This window comes from Thermoactinospora rubra (assembly GCF_002093975.1).
GTDB classification, from domain to species: domain Bacteria; phylum Actinomycetota; class Actinomycetes; order Streptosporangiales; family Streptosporangiaceae; genus Nonomuraea; species Nonomuraea rubra_A.
The window spans coordinates 1-23,007 of record NZ_MSZZ01000088.1 but is presented as its reverse complement, the minus strand read 5'-3'; the positions used below and the strand labels follow the sequence as shown (position 1 = coordinate 23,007).

Annotated in this window: 23 protein-coding genes and 1 pseudogene; 20 read left to right on the top strand and 4 right to left on the bottom strand. The window is 67.4% G+C overall.

Annotated features, from left to right (window positions below):
- The first annotated feature begins 140 nt into the window (after positions 1–140).
- The gene (locus tag BSB02_RS40335) at positions 141–449 is read left to right on the top strand and encodes a hypothetical protein (protein WP_143591712.1); all 309 of its coding nucleotides are present in this window, start codon (positions 141–143) and stop codon (positions 447–449) included.
- Between the two features lie 289 nt (positions 450–738).
- Here the strand turns inward: BSB02_RS40335 and BSB02_RS38040 are convergent, their stop codons facing one another.
- Both BSB02_RS38040 and BSB02_RS38035 read right to left on the bottom strand, forming a co-directional pair.
- Positions 739–1,638, bottom strand: coding sequence for an aminoglycoside phosphotransferase family protein (locus BSB02_RS38040; RefSeq protein WP_084965856.1), 900 nt, complete (start codon positions 1,636–1,638; stop codon positions 739–741).
- Positions 1,635–2,960, bottom strand: coding sequence for an NsdA family TPR-like regulatory protein (locus BSB02_RS38035; protein ID WP_084965855.1), 1,326 nt, complete (start codon positions 2,958–2,960; stop codon positions 1,635–1,637). The genes BSB02_RS38040 and BSB02_RS38035 overlap by 4 nt, the downstream gene beginning before the upstream one ends.
- A 191-nt stretch (positions 2,961–3,151) precedes the next feature.
- Between BSB02_RS38035 and BSB02_RS38030 the strand changes: the two genes are divergently transcribed.
- The 17 genes from BSB02_RS38030 (at position 3,152) to BSB02_RS37955 (ending at position 15,923) form a co-directional block, all read left to right on the top strand.
- Positions 3,152–3,523, top strand: a complete 372-nt coding sequence (locus BSB02_RS38030; protein ID WP_084965854.1) for a hypothetical protein — start codon at positions 3,152–3,154, stop codon at positions 3,521–3,523.
- A gap of 347 nt (positions 3,524–3,870) precedes the next feature.
- Complete coding sequence (locus tag BSB02_RS40330) at positions 3,871–4,179, top strand: hypothetical protein (protein ID WP_143591710.1); 309 nt, start codon at positions 3,871–3,873, stop codon at positions 4,177–4,179.
- Positions 4,180–4,324: 145 nt separating this feature from the next.
- Positions 4,325–5,044, top strand: coding sequence for a 7-cyano-7-deazaguanine synthase QueC (queC, locus tag BSB02_RS38025; RefSeq protein WP_084965853.1), 720 nt, complete (start codon positions 4,325–4,327; stop codon positions 5,042–5,044).
- A complete protein-coding gene (gene queD / locus BSB02_RS38020; protein ID WP_084965852.1) occupies positions 5,035–5,403 on the top strand; it encodes a 6-carboxytetrahydropterin synthase QueD in 369 nt (122 codons plus the stop codon). Before queC ends, queD begins: the two co-directional genes overlap by 10 nt.
- Positions 5,400–6,083 (top strand): 7-carboxy-7-deazaguanine synthase QueE, encoded by a 684-nt coding sequence (locus tag BSB02_RS38015; RefSeq protein WP_084965851.1) that lies wholly within the window; start codon positions 5,400–5,402, stop codon positions 6,081–6,083. The genes queD and BSB02_RS38015 overlap by 4 nt, the downstream gene beginning before the upstream one ends.
- Positions 6,084–6,303: 220 nt before the next feature.
- Complete coding sequence (locus BSB02_RS38010) at positions 6,304–7,002, top strand: reverse transcriptase domain-containing protein (RefSeq protein WP_206185113.1); 699 nt, start codon at positions 6,304–6,306, stop codon at positions 7,000–7,002.
- Between the two features lie 84 nt (positions 7,003–7,086).
- The gene (locus BSB02_RS38005) at positions 7,087–7,593 is read left to right on the top strand and encodes a formylglycine-generating enzyme family protein (protein ID WP_240507031.1); all 507 of its coding nucleotides are present in this window, start codon (positions 7,087–7,089) and stop codon (positions 7,591–7,593) included.
- Positions 7,590–8,018 carry a DUF6884 domain-containing protein gene (locus BSB02_RS38000; RefSeq protein ID WP_084965848.1) on the top strand — a complete coding sequence of 143 codons (429 nt, stop codon included), beginning with the start codon at positions 7,590–7,592 and terminating at the stop codon, positions 8,016–8,018. The genes BSB02_RS38005 and BSB02_RS38000 overlap by 4 nt, the downstream gene beginning before the upstream one ends.
- Positions 8,015–9,016, top strand: a complete 1,002-nt coding sequence (locus tag BSB02_RS37995) for a glycosyltransferase family 2 protein (RefSeq protein ID WP_084965860.1) — start codon at positions 8,015–8,017, stop codon at positions 9,014–9,016. The genes BSB02_RS38000 and BSB02_RS37995 overlap by 4 nt, the downstream gene beginning before the upstream one ends.
- Positions 9,013–9,957, top strand: coding sequence for a radical SAM protein (locus BSB02_RS37990; RefSeq protein WP_084965847.1), 945 nt, complete (start codon positions 9,013–9,015; stop codon positions 9,955–9,957). Before BSB02_RS37995 ends, BSB02_RS37990 begins: the two co-directional genes overlap by 4 nt.
- The gene (locus BSB02_RS37985; RefSeq protein ID WP_084965846.1) at positions 9,954–10,508 is read left to right on the top strand and encodes a phosphoribosyltransferase; all 555 of its coding nucleotides are present in this window, start codon (positions 9,954–9,956) and stop codon (positions 10,506–10,508) included. The genes BSB02_RS37990 and BSB02_RS37985 overlap by 4 nt, the downstream gene beginning before the upstream one ends.
- Positions 10,509–10,551: 43 nt before the next feature.
- Positions 10,552–11,577, top strand: coding sequence for a glycosyltransferase family 4 protein (locus BSB02_RS37980; RefSeq protein ID WP_276206398.1), 1,026 nt, complete (start codon positions 10,552–10,554; stop codon positions 11,575–11,577).
- Complete coding sequence (locus BSB02_RS37975) at positions 11,577–12,416, top strand: 5'-3' exonuclease (RefSeq protein WP_240507030.1); 840 nt, start codon at positions 11,577–11,579, stop codon at positions 12,414–12,416. Before BSB02_RS37980 ends, BSB02_RS37975 begins: the two co-directional genes overlap by 1 nt.
- Positions 12,413–13,024, top strand: a complete 612-nt coding sequence (locus BSB02_RS37970) for a PIG-L deacetylase family protein (protein ID WP_240507028.1) — start codon at positions 12,413–12,415, stop codon at positions 13,022–13,024. The genes BSB02_RS37975 and BSB02_RS37970 overlap by 4 nt, the downstream gene beginning before the upstream one ends.
- Before the next feature lie 33 nt (positions 13,025–13,057).
- Complete coding sequence (locus tag BSB02_RS37965) at positions 13,058–14,128, top strand: aminotransferase class I/II-fold pyridoxal phosphate-dependent enzyme (RefSeq protein WP_158088866.1); 1,071 nt, start codon at positions 13,058–13,060, stop codon at positions 14,126–14,128.
- Positions 14,125–15,168, top strand: coding sequence for a Gfo/Idh/MocA family protein (locus BSB02_RS37960; RefSeq protein ID WP_084965844.1), 1,044 nt, complete (start codon positions 14,125–14,127; stop codon positions 15,166–15,168). The genes BSB02_RS37965 and BSB02_RS37960 overlap by 4 nt, the downstream gene beginning before the upstream one ends.
- Complete coding sequence (locus BSB02_RS37955) at positions 15,165–15,923, top strand: methyltransferase domain-containing protein (protein ID WP_084965843.1); 759 nt, start codon at positions 15,165–15,167, stop codon at positions 15,921–15,923. Before BSB02_RS37960 ends, BSB02_RS37955 begins: the two co-directional genes overlap by 4 nt.
- A gap of 197 nt (positions 15,924–16,120) precedes the next feature.
- Here BSB02_RS37955 and BSB02_RS40325 read toward each other — a convergent pair whose 3' ends face one another.
- Together BSB02_RS40325 and BSB02_RS37950 are read right to left on the bottom strand one after the other, a co-directional pair.
- Entirely contained in the window at positions 16,121–16,321 is a 201-nt protein-coding gene (locus BSB02_RS40325; RefSeq protein WP_143591708.1) for a hypothetical protein, read from the bottom strand.
- 178 nt (positions 16,322–16,499) lie between these two features.
- The gene (locus BSB02_RS37950) at positions 16,500–21,692 is read right to left on the bottom strand and encodes a LamG-like jellyroll fold domain-containing protein (protein ID WP_143591706.1); all 5,193 of its coding nucleotides are present in this window, start codon (positions 21,690–21,692) and stop codon (positions 16,500–16,502) included.
- Between the two features lie 656 nt (positions 21,693–22,348).
- Here BSB02_RS37950 and BSB02_RS42795 point away from each other — a divergent pair.
- Both BSB02_RS42795 and BSB02_RS42790 read left to right on the top strand, forming a co-directional pair.
- Positions 22,349–22,585, top strand: a pseudogene (locus BSB02_RS42795) (P-loop NTPase family protein); the annotation flags it as partial.
- Positions 22,586–22,665: 80 nt separating this feature from the next.
- The gene (locus tag BSB02_RS42790; RefSeq protein WP_240507037.1) at positions 22,666–22,878 is read left to right on the top strand and encodes a P-loop NTPase family protein; all 213 of its coding nucleotides are present in this window, start codon (positions 22,666–22,668) and stop codon (positions 22,876–22,878) included.
- Positions 22,879–23,007: the final 129 nt, after the last annotated feature.

Sequence of the window (23,007 nt, the reverse complement as noted above, 5' to 3'; positions counted from 1 at the left end):
GGTACACCCCTTCCCGTCAGATCCACAGGTTTCGATCATTGCTCCCACGAGGCGATGGCGTGGACCTGAGTGCTACGTCCCGCTTGGCATGGATGGGCTCGCTAATAGGATCATGATCCTCGACGAAGACCGGAGAGTGCATGGGTAGCCAGGCAGGCAAGCACACGATCGAAGTGCGGCCTGATGTGGTGATCAAGCAATACCGATCGTTGGCCTATGGCGAGCCTGAACGGGAATGGCGAGCATTGGAGCTGCTCAATGAGTACGAGCCCGGGCTGGCGCCTGCGCCAGTGACCGCCGATCTGGACGCTGATCCGCCGACTGTGGTGATGTCTCGGCTTGGCGGCGCTGCAGTGCGTGGACCGATCAAGGGGCACACAACATCCGGGTCGTTGATTTTGAATACTCCGGCCTCAGCGATCGCGCATTCGAGCTCACCGTGGTCATAGAGCACATATCGGTGTGGCGCAACGACAGCTCCGGCATGACCGCGGTGCTGGAGAGGTTGGAGCTGACCGCTCACGAAGCTCCCAGGTTCACAGAGTGTCGCCGCTTCCTCGCGTTGCATTGGCTGCTGCGGACCAGCGGAGAGACCAAGACCGCTCAGGCAGGGCGAATGCTCGCGTTGCTATAGACCAGATCAGCTCAAGGGATGAGCTTGCTGCCCTGTCGAGAGCAGAGGCATCGACCTGATGCCCACCCAACATAGGAGCGACAGCTCCCTCAATGGGCAGTAAGTCACGTGACGGCCGTCCACGTCCAGGGCCGAGGCCCTCGCTCCCCTCGCAGGCAGGCCAACCGCAGGACGGCCTCGTCGTGATGGACGGGATTCTCCCCGGCGGCCTGCGCGGCCATGCAGACCAGGCGGAACTCGCGAATGTCGCGCAGCATCTCAAATCCCGCCCACTGCGTGACATCGTGCCCGTAGGAGGCGACGAACTGCTTGTAGTCCTCCACCGTGATGCCGCCCAGCGTGAAAACCTTGACGGCGGTGGACACCAGGTCCCATTCGGGCGGGCCGATCGAGCAGCGTTCCAGGTCCAGCAGCACCACCCGGCCATCCTCGGTGCCCACCACGTTGCCGATCCACGCATCGCCGTGCACGACGCTCTCCGGAAGGCCTGCCGGAAGGTTGGCGTACCGCTCGCGCAGGCCGGCCAGATGGTCGCGCATCCAGGCCCGATCCGCCTCGGGCAGGGTGACGGCCCGGTCGATGCGCTCGCCCAGCCGTACGAACGGGTCCAGTCGGCCAATATCGAATGTCGTGGGCGGCGGCAGCTCATGCAGGCGGCGCAGCGCGAGGGCTACCTCCAGGGCGGTGCCGTGGCGGTGCGGTGGCAGCTCTCGCCACCAGGTCACCGCCCGCCCGTCGACCTCGACGGGCTGGTCGACGTCGGGGAGCGCCTGTACGGCAGGCACCTGGTGGGCCTCCAGCCAGCGCGCGACGTTCACCTCGCGCGCGGCGGCCGCCATCTGCCCGACCCGGGAAATCCGGGCGACGATCCCGCCACGGAGCCGGAAAAGGACGTTCTCGCCGGACCGCATCAGCTCGGCGCCGACCGGATCGATGCCAGCCCGCTGGCAGGCGACAGCGAGCAGGCGCCGGATCTCGGTCTCAGCGTCGCCTGGGAGGGTCATGCCTGGGTCACCGTTCGGATCTGGTGTCGGAGTTCGGCCACGGGCGTGCGTTCCTCGTGGGGACGGGCCAGTCGGTGCAACTCTGCCATGTGGTCGCGGGTACGGCAGGAGCGCACTCTGCCGGCATCGCTCAGGGCGCGCATGCCGATGCCCGCGGCCTCCTCGGGGTCGCCCGTCGCCATCGTCAGGGAGGCGAGCTTGATGCCGCTGATCGCGCGCGACCGTACATACGCCGGGGCGTGTCCTTCGATGGCTGCACGGAGCCTGGCGGACGCTTCTCCCACGTACTGGCTGCTGCGCATGGCCAGGTCGAACAACGCATGGCCGGTGTCGCCGGCATGCTGCGCGGCGTCGTAGTAGCGCATCCAGGGCCGCTCGTCGGATGGGTGGATCTTGGCGAACTGCTCGTCGGCCCGCTGTACGGATTCCAGGGTCTCCTGCACCCTGCCCAACGCGGCCAGGGCCCGGGCACGAGCGGTGTACAGCATGGCGCGTTCGGCAGGGGTGAGCCGGTCGGCGCGCACCAGAGCGAGCTCGACGAGAGTCAGCCCGTTGTCGGCGTCGCCGCACCAGATCGCCTGGCGCGCCATCAAGGACAGGACCTTGGCGCGCAGGTGCCAGTCGCCTGCCTCTTCGGCGCAGGACAGGGCTAGGTGGAACATCTTGCGGGCGTCGTCGTGCGCGTAAGCATCGAACGCCATGGCCGCGCCCGTGTGGGCAAGCCAGCCCACCGCCACGTACAGCTCGTCATGCAGCGACCGCGGGCATGTTGAGTGCCGGAGCAGACCGACCGAGTAGCGCAACTGCGCGTTGACCGCCTCGCGCACGAGGCTGCCGCCGTAGGTGTGATCCCAGGTAGAGAACACGCCGGCCATCACCCGTAGCTCGCGGATGTCGGCGGCCTGGACGGCTTTGGGCACCTCGACAGGCTGGGCGAACTGCGTGAGGTCGATCAGTGGGATCATCGACGCCGCGGCGCCGATCGCTGTGCGTAGGAAAGCCTTGCGGTTCACATCCCCCTCTTCCTTCACCGCAAGTACAGCGGTCGATCTCCTCGGCCGGCAGAATCCCAGCTCGGCGTCTGCATCCACGCCCAGGATCGCCCGCAACGCTTCCCGGTAGTCCGCTTGCGGCCACCGTACGAGGCCACGTTCCAGCTTGCCGATGTAGTTCGCGGTCAGGCAGGTCACCCGCTTGTGACGTTCGTAGATCCAAGCGTTGACCAGGTCTGCGAGTTCCTGCCGACTTGTCGGCTCGCCGGGTGTGGTCGGAGAAGGCAGGCTTTCCCGCGCACGTCGCAGCGCGTCGTTGGGGTCAGGCATCGACCATTCCCTTCCCGAGGGTGGCACGCAGCTGCATCGTCGCATAGGGCACCCGGGCAAGGCCCGCCAATCTGCCCTCGATCTGCCCCTTGACTACCCCACCGTCTGGTCTCCCGAGCGGATCCGCACCGGCTCAAGGTGGGGACGACCAGCCGTCTGCCTCCACCGTCCCTTCGTCAGGAGCCGAGACCGTGTACCTGTCCAGCGTCATCGAGCAGCTGCCCAACGCCGGAGCCGCATCGGCCATTGCCGTGGCGTATGAGCTGCAGGCTGAGCTTGAGCGACTGAACGTCCCCTCCCACGTGATGGGCGACGAGCATCGGGCAGCGTGTTCGCTGTGGCCCCATCTGGTGGCCTTCACCGATGGGCGGACGATCGTTTGGCAGTCGCCCGATGCGAGCTCGAGGGGCAGCGCCCTGTGGACGTACGCGCGGACGCCGGCCACGGCGGCAACGCGCCTCGCCGAGCACTACCGCACGCTCGTGAAGCGACCGCTGCCCGGGCCTCTCGCCGAACTTGCCCTGTTCGCCATCGCGGGCGATGCCCGGAGGAACGCATCGTGACATCGTTCGGTGCCGTCCACCTCATAACGCAGAGTTCTGGCAGGGCCTCGCTCGCACCTCCATGCTGGCCCCTCCACATTCCATGGGCGGCAGGACGAGGTCTGCCAGGTCCGCCCCCACGGCCTTGGCACGACAGACGATCATCAGGTGGTAGAGGGGTTGCCCGCTGGTGCTTCGACCTCCGCCGAGGCCCTGGGCACCACCGCTGGGGCGCTTCTTGTGCGGCCGCTTGTCATCGCCCTCGGCAACCAGAAGCCAGGTCACCGCGTATTCGCGGACCACGCCGCGTCCCCTTCCGCACCGCTCCGAACCCCCTACCACTGGGACCCACCGTGACGATCCCTCTCATGTACGCACACCAGCCGACCACCCCGCCGACTGCCGGTGTTGCTGCTCGACGGCTGCAAGAGCGTCTTGCCGAGTTCGGCGTCATCGCGGACCGTGTCGAAGGAGTTGGCGTTGCGCTGCTGCACCTCCGCTCGGGGCTGATCATCTGGTGCGATGGAGGCTCCTTCAGCTGGTGGACCGGCCGCTACAGCGGTCCGGATGGTCACTGGCGTGAGTACGCCTACGCCCCCGTCTCGGACGTAGAGACCGCCGCACACCGGGTGGCCACCCGGCACCAAGGCCTGGCCCTGTCCGCTGCAAGCACATGACCACTCACCAGCCACAGACCGACCGTCGCGGGAGCGGACCGGCCAACAGGCGTTACCGCACTCAAGCACCAGGACCGGCGGTACGGCGCGGAGATCTCTGCCGCCGGTCCTGGCCCACTCTCGCCCCGAAGGGAGGACAGCCGTCATGAGCAATGACCAACATCCGATCGGCCACGCCGTCGTCGTGGCTTCAGGTGGCCTGGACTCCACCACGCTGGCCTATCTGCTGCGGGCCGACGGTGCGACCCGGATCACGCTGCTCGGCGTGGACTACGGGCAACGGCACCGCGTTGAGCTGGCGCGCCTGGAACGGATCGCCGACGAGCTCGGCGCCGACCACATCCGGTTGGACCTGCCTGGCCTTGCCGCGCTGATGACCGGCTCGGCGCTCACCGACGCCCGCGTCCCGGTGCCGTCCGGCTACTACACCGACGCCTCCATGTGGGCCACCGTCGTGCCGAACCGCAACGCGCTGCTGCTGGACCTGGCCGTCGCACTGGCCGTCTCCGTCAACGCGAACACCGTCGCCTTCGGCGCGCACGCCGGCGACCACCCGATCTACCCCGACTGCCGCCCGGAGTTCGTCGAGGCCTACCGGCGCATGGCCGCCTTGGCCACCAAGGGTTTCACAGTGGACGGCTTCCAGATCGTGACGCCCTTCGTCGGGATGACCAAGGTCGAGATCGTACGGCTGGGCGCCGAACTCGGTGTGCCCTTCGCCGCGACCTGGTCCTGCTACCGCGGCGGGAGGCGGCACTGCGGCCGGTGCGGCACCTGCACCGAACGCAAGGAAGCCTTCGCGCTGGCCGGAGTGGCCGACCCCACCGACTACGAGGACCCGGCCCCGGTGACGCCATGTACGTGATCGCCAAGAGATTCCAGTTCAGTGCCAGCCACCGGCTGGAATCCCTGCCGGAAGGTCACCCCTGCCGACGGCTCCACGGCCACAACTACACGGTCGAGGTCCAGCTCGCCGCCGCCGAGCTGGACAGCCACGGCTTCGTCGTCGACTTCGCCGAACTGTGTCCGGTGCGTGACTTCCTGCGGGACATCTACGACCACCGCCACCTGAACGACGTGCTCGACGGACCTCCGACCAGCGAACGGCTGGCGCAGACGATCTACGCCTGGTGCGAGGCCAACCTGCCCGTCGCCCACCTGCTGCACGCGGTCAGGGTTTCGGAGACCGACGCGACCTGGGCCGAATACCGGAGGGCGACATGAACCTCCTCGTCACCGAGATCTTCGGCCCGACCTTCCAGGGCGAGGGACCCTCGACCGGCCAGCAGGCCGCGTTCCTACGCCTGAGCAGATGCAACCTCACCTGCGCCTGGTGCGACACCCCGGAGACCTGGGACACCACCCGCTATGACCTGTCGGCCATCACCCGGCGGATGAGCGAGTCCGAGGTGCTACACGAGGTGCTGGCCATCCCGGCACCCTTGGTGGTCATCACCGGCGGCGAGCCGTTGCTGCAACAGGACAAGCTGGTCTGGCTGGTGGACATGCTGCGTGCCCACGGCCGGCGAACCGAGGTCGAGACCAACGGCACCGTCGCGCCAGAGGCCGGCCTGCTCACCGCGGTGAAGGGCTGGAACGTCTCGCCCAAGCTCGCCAACTCCCACCTCCCGTACGCCAGGCGGATCAACCCCGAGGCGCTGGAGGTGTTCACACGCTCGCGGAAAGCCGTCTTCAAGTTCGTCGTCGACAGTGCCGACGACTTGGAGGAGATCGCCAGGTTGGAGGCCGAGTACGGCTTGGCCCCGATCTGGGTGATGCCACAGGCGATCAGCTCGTCCCACGTGGTGACGAAGATGCGGGAGATCGCCGACGAAACGCTGGCGCGGGGCTGGAACCTGAGCAGCCGCCTGCACATCCTGCTGGAGGGCACCGGTGTCCGCTGAGCTCAGACCTGGAGCGGGGCCGTCGTTCCCGGCCTGCCGGGCCGCGCGTGCTGGAGTGCTGACCCTGACTGGCGAGGAGGCCGGGATCGTTCCTGCCGCCCAGGCGAACACCAGCATAAGCCCGCAAAGCCATTCCCTGATGCCCTTTCTCACAGAACCTCATCTCGTCCGGGCCCTGCGTCAGTGCGGCCGACGCCGGTCGGCCCCGGGGATCGACGGCATGACCTGGGCGGACTACCGGCGGGCCGCTGCCGTACGGATCCCTCAACTGGCGGCGGCGCTGCGGGAGGGGTCCTGGCGGCCGGGACCGCTGCGGGCCAATCCGTTCATCACCTACTCCGGCACCCCGTTGCCGTGCGTGATCCCCACGGTGGAGGACCGGTTGGTGCACCGGGCGATGCGCAACGCGATCGAACCGATCCTGGAGGCTCGGGTGCTGGCCGACTGGGTCTCCGGCTACCGGCCAGGCCGGAACCGGCTGACTGCTCTGCGCCAGGCCACGACTTTCATTCAGGACGGCTACGACTGGGTGGCGGACGTGGACGTCGAGCGCGTCTCCCACGGATCGGACCCCGAGGAGGCCACCGGATGGCTCGCCACGCACGTCCACGACGGCAGTTTTCTGCGCCTGTTCCACACCGCCCTGGTGGGCCTGCCCTCTCCATTGACACCCGGCACGGGGCTGGCCCCGCTGCTGATCAATCTGCGGCTGTCGCGGGCTGACCAGCTACTGAACGACTTGCGCATCGTCCGCTTCGCCGACAACTACTGCGCCTTCACGGCCAGCCGTACCGAAGCCGAGCAAGCCAGGAACCGCATCCGCGAAGCCCTGGCGACGATCGGGCTGACCGCCAACCCGGCCAAGACCCGTCTGCGCGAGCACGCCTGCGCCGAGGACCTCTTCCTGATCGCCGGGTGACCCATGCCCCAGACGACCTCTTGCAAGGAAGGAACCTACGTGCTCCTAACCCCGGACATCACCGAAGCCATTAGGTGGATCCTCGTGCCTGGCGGGATCTGCCAGTACGGCGACGAGGGCCGCCCCATCCGCATCCGTCCCCTGTACTGGAGCGCCACTCCGCTGACCTGCCAGGCGGGCAAGCCTCTGACAGACGTCAACCACGAGGAGGCCGCCACCATCGCCGCACGGCTCGGCGGGCGGCTCCCGACATCAGCCGAGTGGGAGTGGATGGCCGCCGGACCTCAGCGGCGCCGCTATCCCTGGGGCGACCAGCCGTGGCAGCCACACCTGGCCAACCTGCGCGACTCCGGCCTCGGGCATCCCGGCCTCGTCGGCTCCCATCCCGACGGCGCGACCCCACTGGGCCTGCTGGACGTCGCCGGCACCGTGTGGGAGTGGACCGCCTCAACGCTGATGGGCGGCGGGGCCATCATCCGTGGCGGCTCCTTCGCCTCGCCACCGCTGTATGCCCAGTGCACCTTCCTCAACGCCGCTCCTCTGGAACTGCGCTCGCGCGGCATCGGCCTGCGGGTGGTGCGTGAGGCATGAACCTCGTCATCGTCGGCTGCTCGCGCCGCAAGCGGCACACCGGCCAGCCGGTGCCCGCCCTCGACCTGTATGAAGGTGGCTGCATCCCCCGGCTGCGGCAGCGCATCAGCCATCTCCCCGAGCTGCGCGCACGGGTGCGGATCCTGTCCGCCGAGCACGGCCTGATCGACACCGATCGGCTGCTGATGCCGTACGACCGGGTCTTGACGCCCGAGCGGGCGTTGGAGCTGCGCCCGCTGGCCGCCACCGCGCTCAGCCGCCAGTTCACCGCAGAGGGGCTGCCGGAACAGGTCCTCGTGGTCGCCGAGCCGCTGTACCAGCTGATCGTCTGGGACCAGTTGCACCAGGTCCGGCTTCACCTCATCGACGACCCGCGCGACTGGGCGGCGGTCGCGGCCGTGCTGGACGCATGGGGGTGGCCATGACCGAGCCACTGCGCACGCTGCTGCGCCGCCGAGGTAATGACCACCAGGAGTTGACCCGGCAGTTCGAGACCGTGACCGGCCACCCCTGGCACGCGCCCGGCGCCCTCCCACCGCGCCCGGACGTGTCGGTGATAATCCCGGCGCACAACGTGGCCTACTGCCTGCCCGCGGTGCTCGACGCCCTGGCGCGGCAGACGATCCGCGCCGAGGTCCTCGTGGTAGACGACGCCAGCATCGACGGCACCGTCACCATCGCGCGTGCCCATCCGGCAGTCGACCAGGTCCTGCGGCTTCCCGAACGGCTGGGCGCCGCCACAGCCCGCAACGTCGGCGCAGCCGCCGCCTCGGCGACCACCATCGTCTTCCTGGACGCCGACATGGTGCTGCCGCCCCACGTGCTCGCCGACCTGGCGGCCCGGGCCCGCGACGACGCGGTCCTGATCGGATTCCGGCACAACATCGCCTATGGCACCGCCTTGCCCGAAACCCCCGGCATCGAGGCCGACCACCGCGTCCGCTGGCGTCCACCTATCGGCACGCGGCTGATGTACTCCGGCATCGTCCTGGACCGGCCGGTGGACGGGCGCCCCCTGGATGACACCCGCGACCTGTTCGATCTGGGCTATGGCCGGACGTACTACGACTGGGACCTGCCCCGGATGGTGGTCACGGCCCTGGTCGCCGTCCCACGGCACGCCCTGTTCGACGTCGGTGGATTCGACCCGGAGTTCGGCAGGCTCGGCTGGGGAATGGAAGACACCCACCTGGGCGCCACGCTGATCGCCGCCGGACTGCTCGTGATCCCCCTCCGGCAAGCCGTCGGCTTCCATCTCGACCCGCCCGACGCCGCCACGCTGTGGCAGGCCAAGCTCGCCTCCTGGCCCGCCACCCTGCACCACTACCGGTCGCTGCTGGAAGCGCCGGCCCCACGCGGCCGCACGGCAGCCTTCACCGCGGCGGCACACCGCCTTCTGTCCCGATGCGAGGTACTGCGATGATGCGAACCTTCGGCGTGGCCAGCCGGGAAGGGGTGACGCTGGTCCACGACCCCGCTACCGGCCTCACCCACCGGCCCGGCCGCGACCTGCCCACCGGGCGACAGCAGCTCGATGCCGACGAGGTCCACAGCTGGCCCGTCGTCCACCCCTCCGCCTGCGGTGGAGGCATGCCCGTCAGCGTGTGCTGGTCGCCGATCGTCCGATGCAACCTGCGCTGCCCGCACTGCCTGGACGACAAGGGCGTCCCCGAGCTGGGCGCCGCCGACCGGCGGAGGATCGCCACACTGATCGGCGCCGCGAACGTCCTCGGCGTGGACATCTCCGGCGGCGAACCCCTCCTGCTGCCGGATCTGGCCGACCTGGCCGACGAGCTGACCTCGGCCGGCTGCGTGGTCAGCGTCACCACCAACGGCTGGCGGCTTTCCAAGCGCGCCGCCCGGCTCGTGGGACACGTCGACGCCGTCAAGGTCAGCCTGGACGGCCCCACCGCACGCGACCACGACATGTGGAGGGGTGAGGGATCGTTCAACCGCGCCATGGCCGGCATCGCCGAGGCGGTGTCCTGTGGGTTGTACGTGCAGATTCAAACCGTCCTCATGGCCGCCACCCTCGAGCACGCCCAGCAGATGGTCACCCTCGCACACCGCCTGGGCGCCGGTGGAGTCACCTTCCTGCAACTGCTGCCGATCGGGGAGGCCGTACAACTGGCCGGCGGGGAGACGCTGAGCGACCGCGACGCCCACGCCGTCATCGAGGACCTCGAGGTGCCGCCCGGGGTGTCGGTACGGCTGCGCACCCGGCAGGACGCGGGCGGGTTCACCGTCATCCGGGCTGACGGGCGCGTGTGGCGCAACAGCAGGCCCGCCCAGCTCATCGAGACGCTCCGTCTCCTACGTACGCCAGCCGACCTCGCGCTGACCGGCCCGGACGGTTCCGCATGAGGCGCGTCTTCACCCGCCAGCGGCTGTGGCGTCTCACCCCGGACGCCTTCCAGGCCGCCACGCGGCTCCTGGCTCAGGCCGCCCGCGACCGCCTGGGCGAGGTGCGGCTCGTCGTCGGCGTGGGAACCGGCGGAAGCCTCCCCGCCTACGCGATCGGCACGCAGCTGGATGCCCGGGTCGTCGTCGTGACGGCCAAGCACAACGCCTCCGACGAGATCGGCCTGCAGGCCACCGGCCACGTCACCTGCGACCTGCGCCGCCTTCACACGCTGCGCCGAGTCGAGCCGTTGACGGGACCCTTCCTGGTGGTGGACGACATCTGCGGCAGCGGCGCTACCCTGGCCACCGTCACCGCTGCGCTGCGTTCCCTGGCCGAACCCCGGAGCGTGATCTGCACAGCCACCCTGTGCCGCAATGCCGGCGCCGAGGACAGCCTGCCCGACCTGTATGTCTGGGACGTTGCCGACTGGGTCGTCTTCCCCTGGGAGTACCCCCCGGCCAAGCAGCCGACCAGCCTCCTGCCCATCCCCACGCAGGTGAGCACGACATGATCGCCTTCGTCCTCGCCTCCTACGCCCCGACACCCCGGCCGGGATCGAACGCGCGACCGCCGCCCTGGCGTCGACCCTGCGGCGCCGCGGTCATGACACGCTCATCATCACCGCGGCGGACGCCGCTCCTGACTCCCCGGATCTGGTACGGCTGGCCTCTCTGAAGGTGCCGTTTCCCACCGATGATCAGGCGTTGCGAGAAGCCATCGACGGTTCTGACGTCGCCGAGGAACTCGCGGGGATCCTCCACCGGCACCAGGCCGACGCCGTCGTCTACACCGATGCGCTGTGGGGGCTCGGCCGCGCCATGGCGGATCACCCGGCCCGCAAGGTGCTCGCCGTCCACGTGGTGGGTCACGAGGAGGACCTTCGTCCGGCGCTGGCCACGGCCGATACGGTCATCACGCCCTCGGCGACCGTGCTGCGCCAGGCCGCAGAGCGCGGCTACCCCACCGCGGCCTGGCAGGTCGTACCCAACACGCTGCTGCACGATGAGGCCGCCTGGCTGGATGAGATTCGCCGTGGTCGGCTGCGTCGGCGCGGACCCATCCGCGTTCTGGCGCGCCCGGCTCCGGAGAAGGGTGTGGCCGAGCTCCTGGACGGCGTGCCGGACCTGGACCGGCCAGCCGAGGTGATGCTCGGTGCTGCCCCGTTCGAACAGCACGACGGCATCCAGGCCGAGATCGTGCGCCGGTGCCTGGCCGTTCGTCATCCCCGCCTGCGGGTTCAGGCCGCAGGGCTGGCCTGGCGGCGCGTACCGTCATGGCTGGCGGGCGCCGCCGTCGTCATCGTCCCGTCGCTGGCTGAGACCTTCGGCCTGGTCGCCCTGGAAGCCATGAGTGTCGGCACGCCGGTGGTCGCCTACGACGTCGGCAACCTCCCCGACCTCATCGGCTCCGCCGGCGTCATCGTCGCCCGGGACGGCGGCCCGGAGCAGTTGTGGCGAGCCGCCATGACGATCACTCGGGATCCGGTAACCTACCTGCGCATATCGCGGGCTGCGTACTACCGATCGCGGGACTTCCGGCCCACCACTATCGCTGAGTCATTCTTGAAGGCGGTCTGGTGATGGAAGCTCCCCTGCTGCTGGTCGACGGCCACAACCTGCTGTGGCGGGCGGCCTTCGGGTTCCCCGCCCCCATCTACTCACGCGACAAGAGCCGCGAACTCACCGGCGTCTTCGGCTTCTTCGCCCTGCTACGGGTGGCCATCCGCGAGGAGATCCCGCACCCGCCCGAGGTGATCGTCGTCTTCGACGGCGAGTACGGCTCAGCGGCCCGCAAACAGGCCGACGCCGCCTACAAGGCCAACCGGCCCACCGACGAAGCCGTCCTCAAACCGATCCGTGCGCTGCCCGACGTCAAACGCGGCCTGGACGCCTACGGCATCGCCTGGATGGAGGTCGAGGACGCCGAAGCCGACGACGTCATCGCCACCCTCGTCCGCCACAGCCCGGGCCGCCACCGGCTGATCATGTCCGGCGACCGGGACTTCTACCAGCTCCTCACCGACGACGTCCACGTGCTCAACACCGCCATGCACCCCGGCAAGCGGCACATCGGCCCCGCCCAGGTGATCGAGCGCTACCAGGTGATGCCCGCCCAGTGGCCGTGTTTCCGGGCGCTGTGCGGCGACCCCTCCGACAACATCCCCGGCGTCTCCGGGATCGGGCCGGCCACCGCCGCCCGGCTGCTGGCCGACGGCCTGACCCTGGAGGACCTGCCCGCCTCCGGCCGCCTGACCGGCGCCAAGGGCCAGAAGATCCTTCAGGCGTTCGACCAGGTCCTGGCCTGGCGGCAACTGATCCGCACCCGTACCGACGTGGCCGTGCCGTACCTGCCCACCGGACAGGTCAGCCCGGTGCTGCCCAGGCCCGCCGAGATCGTCGAGAAGCTGGGGCTGTGGTGAAGGCCCCGTCCGTGCTCGCGGTCATGGCCCACCCCGATGACGCCGAGCTGTGGGCCGGTGGCACGCTCGCCCTGCACGCCCAGTGCGGCGCCACGGTCACCATCGCCGTTCCCGCACACGACCCAGTCCGAGACGCCGAGGCCGCCGCCGGTGCCGCCATTCTGGGGGCGCAGCTGTGCATCCTGCCGACGATGACCGGCGATGCCGTCGCCGATCTGCTGGCCGAGCTGCGTCCCGAGGTGGTCATCACCCATCCCGACCGGGACGTCCACCCCGACCACCGGCGGGCCTGCCTGGCCGTCCTGGAGGTCCTGCCCATGGCCGTCATCACCACCGGGCACCCGCAGCGGCTGTACACCTGCGAGTCCTACAACGGCCTCACCCTGGACGGCGCCACCCTCGGGCACACGATCATCGACATCGGCGCCACCTTCGCCCAGAAGATGCGCGCTCTGGCCGTGCACCGTTCCCAGCCCATCACCGAGCACTTCGGCCCTATGGCCGAGACGCTCGCCCGTCTGCACGGCGGCCGGATCGGCACCGCGTACGGCGAAGCCTTCACACCCATCCCGGTGCTGGGACGCCTCCCCTCAGCCGCTTTCCTGTGACCTACTTCCCCTGACCTGTTCGGAGGGCCCATCGTGGGGCTCTACCAGTACAGCCAGCTCACCGCCGACGCCCAAACCCGCCTCGCCAGCCAGGTGATCGCCTCCGGTCGGCTGGGCGCCATCGGCGGCCACCACGTTCCCCGGCTGGAAACCATGGTCGCCACGCGCACCGGCCGGGCCCATGCCATCGCCACCTCCAGCGCCACGGCCGCTCTGGAGTTGACCCTGCGCGCCCTGGGCGTGGGTCCCGGCAGCGAGGTCGTCATTCCCGCCCTGGGCTGGGTTTCGGTCGGCGCGGCCGTCGCCGCGACCGGAGCCACAGTACGGATCGCCCCGGTCACCCGTTATCTGACCCCATCGCGCGAGCACATCGCCGCCCTGCTGACACCACGCACAGCCGCCGTCGTCATCGCCCACCTGCGCGGCATGCCCGCCGCCGAGATCAGCCACATCGCCGCCGACCTGTGCCAGCGCGGCATCCCGTTGATCGAGGACTGCGCCCAAGCGTGGGGCGTGCCCGGGGTCGGCACCTACGGCACCGCCGCGTTCTTCTCCACCCAGACCTACAAGCTCGTCGCCACCGGCGAAGGAGGGCTGGCCGTCTGCGACGATCCCGCCCTCGCCACCACGATCCGAGCCCTGTCCGGCGACACCCGGGCACGCACACTCCAGCCGCGCTGGCGGGGCAACGCCCGCATGCCGGAGATCGCCGCCGCACTGGCGATCCCCCAGCTGGAACGCCTCGATCAGCTCGTGGCACAGGTGCGCTCCCTGCAACACCCCGCCGCCGAGCTGCTGGCCGGCCTCGGATCGGTCCTGCCCATCGAGCCCAGCAACGGGACCCATGTCGGTCTGTGGTGTGAGACCCCGGAGGCCGCCGCAGCGCTGGCCGCCCAGCTGGATGCTCTGGGTCTGCGCCACTGGCGGCCAACCTCGGGCGATCTGCACACCTGTGACGCCTGGCCCGTGCAGCCCGACACCGCCACGCCTGACTGGAACCACTACCTCGACATTCAGATCCCCTACGCCGAAGGCGAGGACCGGCGAGCCTTCCTCGACCTGCTCGGCCAGGCCGTCAAGCCCGCGGAAGGACCGACACGATGACCACCATCCGCTGTGTCCTGGTCGGCTGTGGCATGGTCGCCGACGAGTACGCCCGCACGCTGCGCCGCAGTCGCACGGTCGACCTCGTGGCGTGCGCCGACATCGACCACGGTCGCGCCGCCGCCTTCGCCGATCGGCATGCCATCCCCGAGGCAGTGCCGTTGGAGCGGTTGGAAGCCGACCTGGTCATCGTGCTGACCCCGCCGACACACCACCTCGAGATCGGTTCAGCCGTGGTGCGGTCCGGCATGCCGGTCTACCTCGAAAAGCCCCTGGCGCTGTCCTCGCGCGAGGCCGAGGCATTGCTGACTCTCGCCGACCAGCACGGCGTCCTGGTCGGCGCGGCCCCGGACACCTTCCTCGCCCCACCGGCCCAGGCCGCCGCCGACGCCATCACCCATGGCCTCATCGGGCAACCGGTCGCCGCCACCGCCGCGCTGCTCTCCCCAGGGCCGGAGCGGTGGCATCCCGCACCGGAGCCGATCTACGCCCTCGGCCCCCTGCTCGACATGGGGCCGTACTACCTGTCCACGCTCATCTACCTGCTCGGCCCCATCGCCGCGGTGCACGGCGCCGCAGCCGCCTGCCGCCCCATCCGGGCCAAAGCCTCCGGCGCCCTCTTCACGGCAACCGCTCCCACCCACGTCGATGCCGTCCTGCAGACCACGACAGGCATCTCCATCACGATGACCAGCAGCTTCGACGTCCAGGCCACGATGCGCCCGCATCTGGAGATCTACGGCACCGACGGCACCCTCATCCTGCCCGACCCCAACTTCCACACCGGAGCCGTACGGCTGCGCCGCCGCGACGAGGACACCTGGCACACCCTCCCACAGCCACCACCCGCCCTCGATGTGATCGGTCGCAGCATGGGCGTCCTGGACATTGCCCAAGCCCTGCGCACCGGCCACCCCACCCACGCGACGGGTGATCTGGCCCTGCATGTCCTCCACGTCGCCGAGGCGATACGGCAGGCGGCAGCCACCGGAGCGCGCTGTGCCGTACGGCCGGCGTCCACGCTGATGAGCAGCCGATGATCCGCAGGCGATGGACCCGGGCCTACCCCGACATCCAGACCGCCTGGCAGCGGCTGGCCACCTACCTCGGCGACCGCTTTGACCCCGCCCTCACGGACTTCGACCGCCTACGGCGGTTCCTGGACCAGGAGTGGTCCGAACTGCGTTCCGACTTCTACAGGCGCAGCATCGGCTACCTGTATGACCTGACCAGCTTCCATTACATGGGCGCCAAGGACGGGTTCTTCCAGCTGCTCATCGACTTCGCCGACGAGCTGGGGCTGTCGCGGATCGCCGATGTGGGTTGCGGCATCGCCCTGGATGCCCAGGCCCTGCTCCAGCTCGGTTACGACGTCGACGCCTACGACTTGGACAACCCGAGCCTGGCCTACGCCCGCTGGCGACTCGATGAGGATCTCGGGCAGGCCGGCCGTGTGCGATGCCTGACCCACCTATCCGGGCAGCACTACCAGCTCGTCTACGCCGTTGATGTCCTCGGTCACGCCGATGATCCCATGGCGCTGCTTGATCTCCTCTTCACCTCGGGCGACTACGTGGCGATCAATATCCACCCGCATGATCCCCGGCATCGCTACGGAGCCGCAGATCTCCACCCTGGCCTCAGTCAGGATCATCTCCTCCCTGCTCTTCAGGGACACGGAGACCTGATACGCGTGGGCAACAGCGGTGAGAACGTCACCACCATCTGGCTATCCGCGCAGCGGAAACCCGTTCCTGATCGGCGAAGGAGTCTCGTGCGGAAACTCTCGCGCTGACCGGAAGAATGCCATCACGCAAGCTCAGTAGCCAGTGTAGTGGGAGCCCTATCTTGCCGGTGCTTACGCTGGCGGCGCAGCTGGTCTAAGAGTAGAGGCCCCGGTCCTAACATTAGGAAAAGGAGCAGGCGGAGCGACGTCGTTCCATAGGCACTCACGCTCTGGCCAGTCGGATGAGCGGAGCAAGGCACATGCCATCAGACATTGTCAATCTTGTCCTCGGCTGAAGTAGCCCGCGTGTTTCCAAGGGAAGCCGCGATACTGCCAATCATCAGCCCAGTACCGCCCAGTACCAGGATGATCGGCTTGGCAAGGACAGCTATGACAAAGGATGTGGGTGTACTAATGCCTTGGGAGTTCCAATAGAGATTTGTGGCACTGAAGATGATGACCAGCATACCACTAATGATCGAAATCGATCCCAGGGCAAGAAGTATGACTCTTGCCACAAAAAGAAGTGCTATTGCTCGGGGCTTTCTTGTGTAAGTCATATACGGCTTTCCCGCTGTCAGTTAGTTGGATGTGGCGATGAGGGCCCGGGCATCGCCACGGGCCCTCAGACGTCAGATTCGTTGGCTAGCCATTTCCCTTTCTACGGCCTAGGAAGTCGTGCCACCAGCTGTAGTACGGGTTGGGAACCCATTCGCGGCAGTCGGCTTCCGTAGTAGATATGTGGTGACAGAAGACAACTTCCGGCTCGAATCGATGCTGGTATCCCGTAAGTTCGCAGTAGCTCTGGGGACCTTCAAAACACTCCGCCTTGGCAGTTCTCTTGGTCCAGACGCCTCTCAGCTTGAACGTGTCGCCAGGGTTAGGGTTGCTCGGCTTTAGGGGCCCTACCTTTTCGTAAGGTTTACAGGTGGTCTCGATCGAGCCGTTTACTTCTCCGTAGACGCCTCCAGTTCCGACTCGTTGCGTATCGATAGAAATATTGAAGCCAGCCGTCGCGTTGTCTCGTTCGGTGGTAAAGCAGGCTTCACCAGCCGATTTGATAACGAGATTGTTCAGAATATACCTGTATTCTGCCCGCTGCTTCTCCGAGGTCTGCTTCCATGGGCCGATTTGATAGACCCGGACATAGTTAATAAAGCTTGGCACTCTCCACGTCTCCGTAGTGAGCGATGAGTAGTCCTCGCCATTAGGATGGCACCACTTCGACCGAGCCTCGGCGTGGAGCTGCCACGTCTTCCAGAGAACTTTGACTGTCCGATTCCTTTCAGTCTTGAGGTTTCGGTACTTGCTGTATCCAGGATGCTCACGCACCCATGAACCGTTTGGTGCCGGGTACTGATCATCTGGGTTTGCGTCACATTCATTAGTGGCGGCAGCGCTAGATGTTTGCGTGGGGCTAGCTACACCTTGCGCCGTTTCCCCGGGGATGAGTCCAGTGGCGAGATACGCTTCCCATTCTTCGTCGTAGTAGAAGTCAGTGGGGTCCTGCTCCGACTCAACGGGTACATCGATAATCGTGATGTTGCCACAGCGGTCGAAGATGAATATCGAGACGGTGTACTCGCTTGGCTCAACTGTCCCAGCGGGCGCGACTGCTTTTTGGAATTGAGTCGCTGCAGAGTCACCTTGCGTTGTCTCAGTCCATGTCCGCTTAATGTCGGTAATAACCCGGACGCCGCCACTCTGAGTGGCCTGGACTACGGTATTGATCAGTGTTACCTGAGATCCGCTTCTGGTCTTCCCGGCGCGCGCCAAAGCTTCCCGTTCTTGCACGAGTGCCGTATTCAAAAGCGATAGCTTCGCCGTACTAGGCGCATCCGAGGTAACACCCGGGACATCCCAGACTGTATTGGCACGCCCTTCAAGCACAGCATCTTGTGCTTGATAGTATGCCTTAATCCGATCGATGTATGTCTGCGCTCCGGACTCTCCGGCCGTTGCGACACTAGTGGATTGCGCTGAAGGCCAATCGAGAGTGCAGTTTGTTCGGTCGGGTGGCGGTGGCGCGACTGGACGCGGGGTTACTTCGACGCTTTCCCAAGCGCTAGCACCGAAGCGAGTCTTTGCTCGCACCTTGATTGTGTACGTGATGTCATTGGTCAGACCGCTGATCGCCACATATGGATCTGTAACTTCCAAGGTCTTAACGCGGTTTCCGCCGTTGTCGATGACGTCGACGTCGAAGCCATCGAGCATCGACAGACTACCCGTAGATTCTGGCAGACCCCATCTGGCAATTGCGCTTGCATCACCGGCTTGGGCGCTGAGGTTGAGTACCTTGCTAGGGGGGCCAGCAGGTAGGTATGTCAGTGCCAGAGATGGCTGCTCTCCAGCAGCCGGATCCGCAAAGATGACGAAGTCGTCCTTGTTGGAGGTCAGCATCACCCACTGGAACGCGTCGTCAGCTATGTCGGCCTGTGGACTACTGAGAGGTAGCGAGTATGGCGGAGAATTTATGTCTGCGTCGCCAGCCAGATCTGAGCCCTTGGTTTCGCTCGTCACAGTACTCTTGAGAGGGATGGCACTAATGATTGCATCGGAGGGGCATGTTCCGGTAGGACAGACAGGGCTGCCAAGCTTAATGACGCCTCTTGAAACGGCCGCACCGTCGGGAACTTCGCTGAGCCGGAATCCAATGATGGCAGCGGTCTTCTCGACGCCCGTACCGCCAATCCTGATCACCGTGTCGTCGGTCACGGCACAGGGCGCACCGTTACAGGCAGTCGGGTCGGTCTTGGCGGTCTTGATGACGAAGTTGTCCTTGCCCAACGTGAGGTGACGGACGTCTTCGACTGGCGGCTCGGGTGGCGTCCCAGGAGTGGTGAACGAGACGGGCGGGGTCTTGGGAGTGCAGATCTCGCCGGTTCCATCCGATGCTGCGAGACAGGCGATCATCTGCCACATGTAGGAAGTCCCAGGCCGGACAGTATCGGCTGGAACCTGGAGAGACGCACGCTCGCCACCGTTGACCGTACGAGTCCCGAGAGGGGAAGCCCCGACCGGTGCTCCCGTGTTGTCGTAAAGGTAGTACTTGGCGGTCACCGGGCCGCCGGAGGGGCGGTTGACCATGCCGGACAGGATCGGCTGGGCCGGGTCGGCCATGCCGGTTTCGGTGTCGGTGGGCAGCAGGGCCGCGTCGGTGGTGATGCGGTAGTACGGGGACTCGTTGCACACCTGTGGGTAGCCGGTGATGCAGGCCTTGACCTTGATCCGCATGGTTTCCGGGCTGCCCAGCTCGTAACTCTTGGAGACGGTCTGGCCGGAGGGCAGGTTGGTGTCGCGGATGGTCAGCGTCTTGAGGTGGGCCGAGGCGGTCTTGGACGGGGGTCCGGCCTGGCCGGTGTTGTCCAAGGCGATGATCCGGTAGTGGTAGGTGCCGGTGCCGGGCAGGTTGGCGTCGGTGTAGGTGAGCTGGGTGGTGGTGGTCAGCTTGGTGGCGGCCGAGGGGGTGAAGTCGGCGGTCTTGGAGCGGTGGACTTCATAGCCGCCGATGCCGTAGTCGTCGGTGGCGGCGGTCCACTTGAGGCCGATCGTGCCCTCGCCGGCGGTGGCGGTGGGATCGCCGGGCGCTGTGGGGGGATTGCCGGGGACGGGAGCGGAGACCGGTGCGTTCATGTCCGCCTGGATCTGGGCCGCGGTCAGGGCGACGTTGTAGATGCGTACCTCGTCGATGAGGCCCTTGAAGTAGGTGTCGTAGGCGAGGTCGGCGCCGATGCGCAGCTCACCGCCGTCGTCGACCACGGTTCCGTAGACGGATTGCTGACCCGCTTGGGTGCCGTTGACGAACAGGCGGAGCGTGGCGCCGTCGTAGGTGAGCGCCAGGTGGGTCCAGGCGGTCGTGCTCAGTGGGGCTCTGGCCTGGACGGTGCCGCCGAAAAGGTCGGTGCCCAGCCAGCCGCTGGGGGCGGCGGAGGCGGTGGCGGCCTGCAGGGTGTAGGTGTTGTCACCCCAGGCGCCGTAGTACTTGGACAGGACTGTGCGGGTGCCGTCGATGGCGGCTGGTTTCACCCAGGCCGACAGGGTGAGGGCGGCGGGTGTCAGCGATGGCGTGTGCGGGATGCCGATGGAGCTGGAGGTGCCGTTGAAGGACACCGCCTTGCCGTACTTGCCGGTGGTCCAGGTGATGTTCTGGCCGGTGCCGTTGTTGTTCTTGCCCGAGGCGTCGGCCACCGCGGTGCCGGTGCCCTCGTTCATGCCGTAGGCGGCCACCAGTCCGGTGTCTGTGGCATCTGCGGTGGTTGTGGGTTCCGCCTGTGCCGTCCTGCTCGCCGTGGGAGTGCCGCCCGTGCCCGCGGGAGCTTGGACTTGGGTGGTGGCGTCGGTCACCGTGACGGTGTAGTCCAGGTTCTTGCCGTCGGGGGAGCGGGAGGTGTAGCCGGTCTTGACGGTGCCGGAGCGGGAGATGGCGTTGGTGCCGTCCAGCGAGTCGATGGCCTCGGCGGTGAAGGTGGGGATGTCCGGCGGCAGCAGGTAGGACACGCTCATCTTGGGTGGGGTGGTGGTGCCCGCATCGGCGGAGTCGAAGGTCCAGGCCTGCAGTTTGGGGTAGCGCGGGTCGTCGGCGGGGTATTGCCAGTTGAGTTCGGTGGTGGACAGTTCCACGCCGTAGTTGGGGCTTCCGGAGGCCCACATCTTGGCCGCCTCGGTCACATTCCAGCTCGACCAGCTCCTGGTGGAGCTGCAGGAGGGATAGGCGGTTGCGGCGCCCTGGCTGGTGGTGTTCGGCTTGTTGTACCAGCCGACGCCCGTGGCCGGCCAGGAGGAGGTGGCCACCGAAGCCGTCAGCGGCCAGTTGTCACACCGGCCCTGCCAGGAGCCGAACAGCTGCATCTGCGCATCCACGACCGCCTTGCCGGCGAAGGAGAACCCGCCGAACTGGATCGCGCTGCGGTAGTGGATGGCCTTGTACTCCCTACGGTAGGTGCAGGTGATACCGCTGCAGTCCTGGACGGTCACCTCCTTGGGGGCGGTGCCGACGAACAGGTGGGCGCCGGACCCGCCGGTGCCGCCGTCGTCGTTGTAGGTGGCGTCCTGGGTCACGGTCAGGCCCACGGTGGGGTCGATGGTGACCGGATAGGTGGTGTCCGCATCGGCCAGGAACTCGGCGTCGGGCTTGAGCACGAGGGTCTGGGATCCGTCGGTCTCGGTGACCACCTTGGCGTCGATCTTGCCCGTCTGTCCGCGGGCATGGGCGAGGACCAGGTCGCTCTCCACCATGAACGGCTCATCGGCGGTCGCGATGGTCGTGTTCTTGTCGTCGCTCAGCTTCAACCCGCCGGCCTTGGTCGTGGCCAGCTTCAGCCCGCTGGTCTTGACCGGGATGCGAAACTCCACCGGCTTGTCGGGTCGCTGGCGAAGCACCACATCGTGCTGGAAGCCGGTGGCGCGGGCGGTGACCACCAGGTCGGCCCCCGGCCCGGCCGCATCGACGTAGGTCGCCGTATTGCCGTCGACGCGGGGTTTGGGCAGGGCGGTGGGCCAGGACAGCGCCAGGTTCTGGCCGTCGCCGTACTGCAGACTGGCAAAAGGCCGCTCATCGCCTCCGCTGGAGAAGGCCACGGACGCCTTGGCGACCTTGGGCTTGAGCACGCCGTCGGCCTCCACCAGCGTGGTGTCGATCCACGCCCACGAGCCGTCGGCCTGCTTGATCTGCGCCGGGCCCGCGTAGGTATCGGTGACCAGGTGACCGTCGGGATAGGCCCAGGTCCTGGACGACTCGGTGAAGGCCGCCTCGACGGCGACCGGCTTGCCTTGCCGCTTGGCGTCTTCCAGCGCCGCCCGCAACGGCGCGTCGGGATCCTCCGGGCGCGGGAACACGGTGGGAGGCGAGGATGCCGAGCCCGGGGAGGGGCTGGGTGTCGGATCGGCCTGCGCCGGAGTCGCCGGAGTCAAAGCGCCCGCTACAAGCAAAGACGCCGACACCGTCAGGGTGGTGGCGATGGCCAGGTGTCGGCGCCAACGGTCGCGCGGCGGTAAGCCGCCTAACTTTTTCACTGGCTTCCTCTCGGTTGTCCGGGCCCCCTGTCAAACGATCTCTATCCCGATCCGGAAATGTGATCAAGGTGAGAAAGGTCACTATAAGTTGGACATAAATATTGGTAACGATCTGGGGTTCCAGGACGATGGGGAGGAGCTCAGCCCCTTGCTCATGAAGCAGAAGGCTCCTGTGGAGCACGCCGGCATCACCCGGTTCTCATCACTCCGGAAAGCTTCGCCTGCCTGCCCCCGAGTTTTCACGGGACGACGCACGCAGGGGCGCAGGTGAAGATTCGGCGTGCGGGCACGCACGGCACCGGACTCGCTCACCAGCGTCGTGACCACGTCCAGGTCTGGGACCGTGACTGTCGCGGCCACCCCGGCCCGACCTGCACCCTCTACCCGGCCGATGCCACGGTGCCGGTTCCGGCCGTCGGCCGGATCTTCCGTAAGCGCCGCACGCAACTGGTCGTGGCCTGGGCCTGACCGCCGATAGCGTGGCCTCCGTGCAGCCGTCACTCGCCGTGATCCGCGGCAACTCCGGGTCCGGTAAGACGAGCCTGGCGCTGGCCGTACGCCGGGCCTATGGTCAGCGAGGGCTCGCCGTGGTCAGTCAGGACGTCGTCCGCCGTGAGATGCTCCGCGAGCTGGATGTGCCCGGCGGCGTCAACATCGGCCTGCTGAAGACGATCTGTCTCTACGCCCTCCGCCACGGACACCACGTGATCTTGGAAGGGATCCTAACGGCCAGCCGCTACGCCGCGATGCTCGACGAGCTTCGGCCGAGCATCGAGGCGTCAGCGTCTTCTTCTCCATGGACATCCCGTGGGAGGAAACGCTCCGACGTCACGACTCCCGCCCGCAACGATCGGCGTTCACCCCGGAGCACATGCGGGAGTGGTACATCGAACGCGATCTTCTACCGGGCGGACATGAGCGGATCATTGACCATCACATGTCGTTGGAGAAGTCGGCGCAGGTGATCCTCCAGGCAGCGGGCCTGGCTTATGTGATTCCCTACGACTGACGATGGCGCGCCCATCCCACGCCGTGCACGATCATCCACCCGTCACCGCCGCTCCGGGCCGATTTGCCCGGGGACTCCGTCATACTCGCGTTCCGCAGCTAATCCGGGGTCTGGGGCATGATCGAGGGT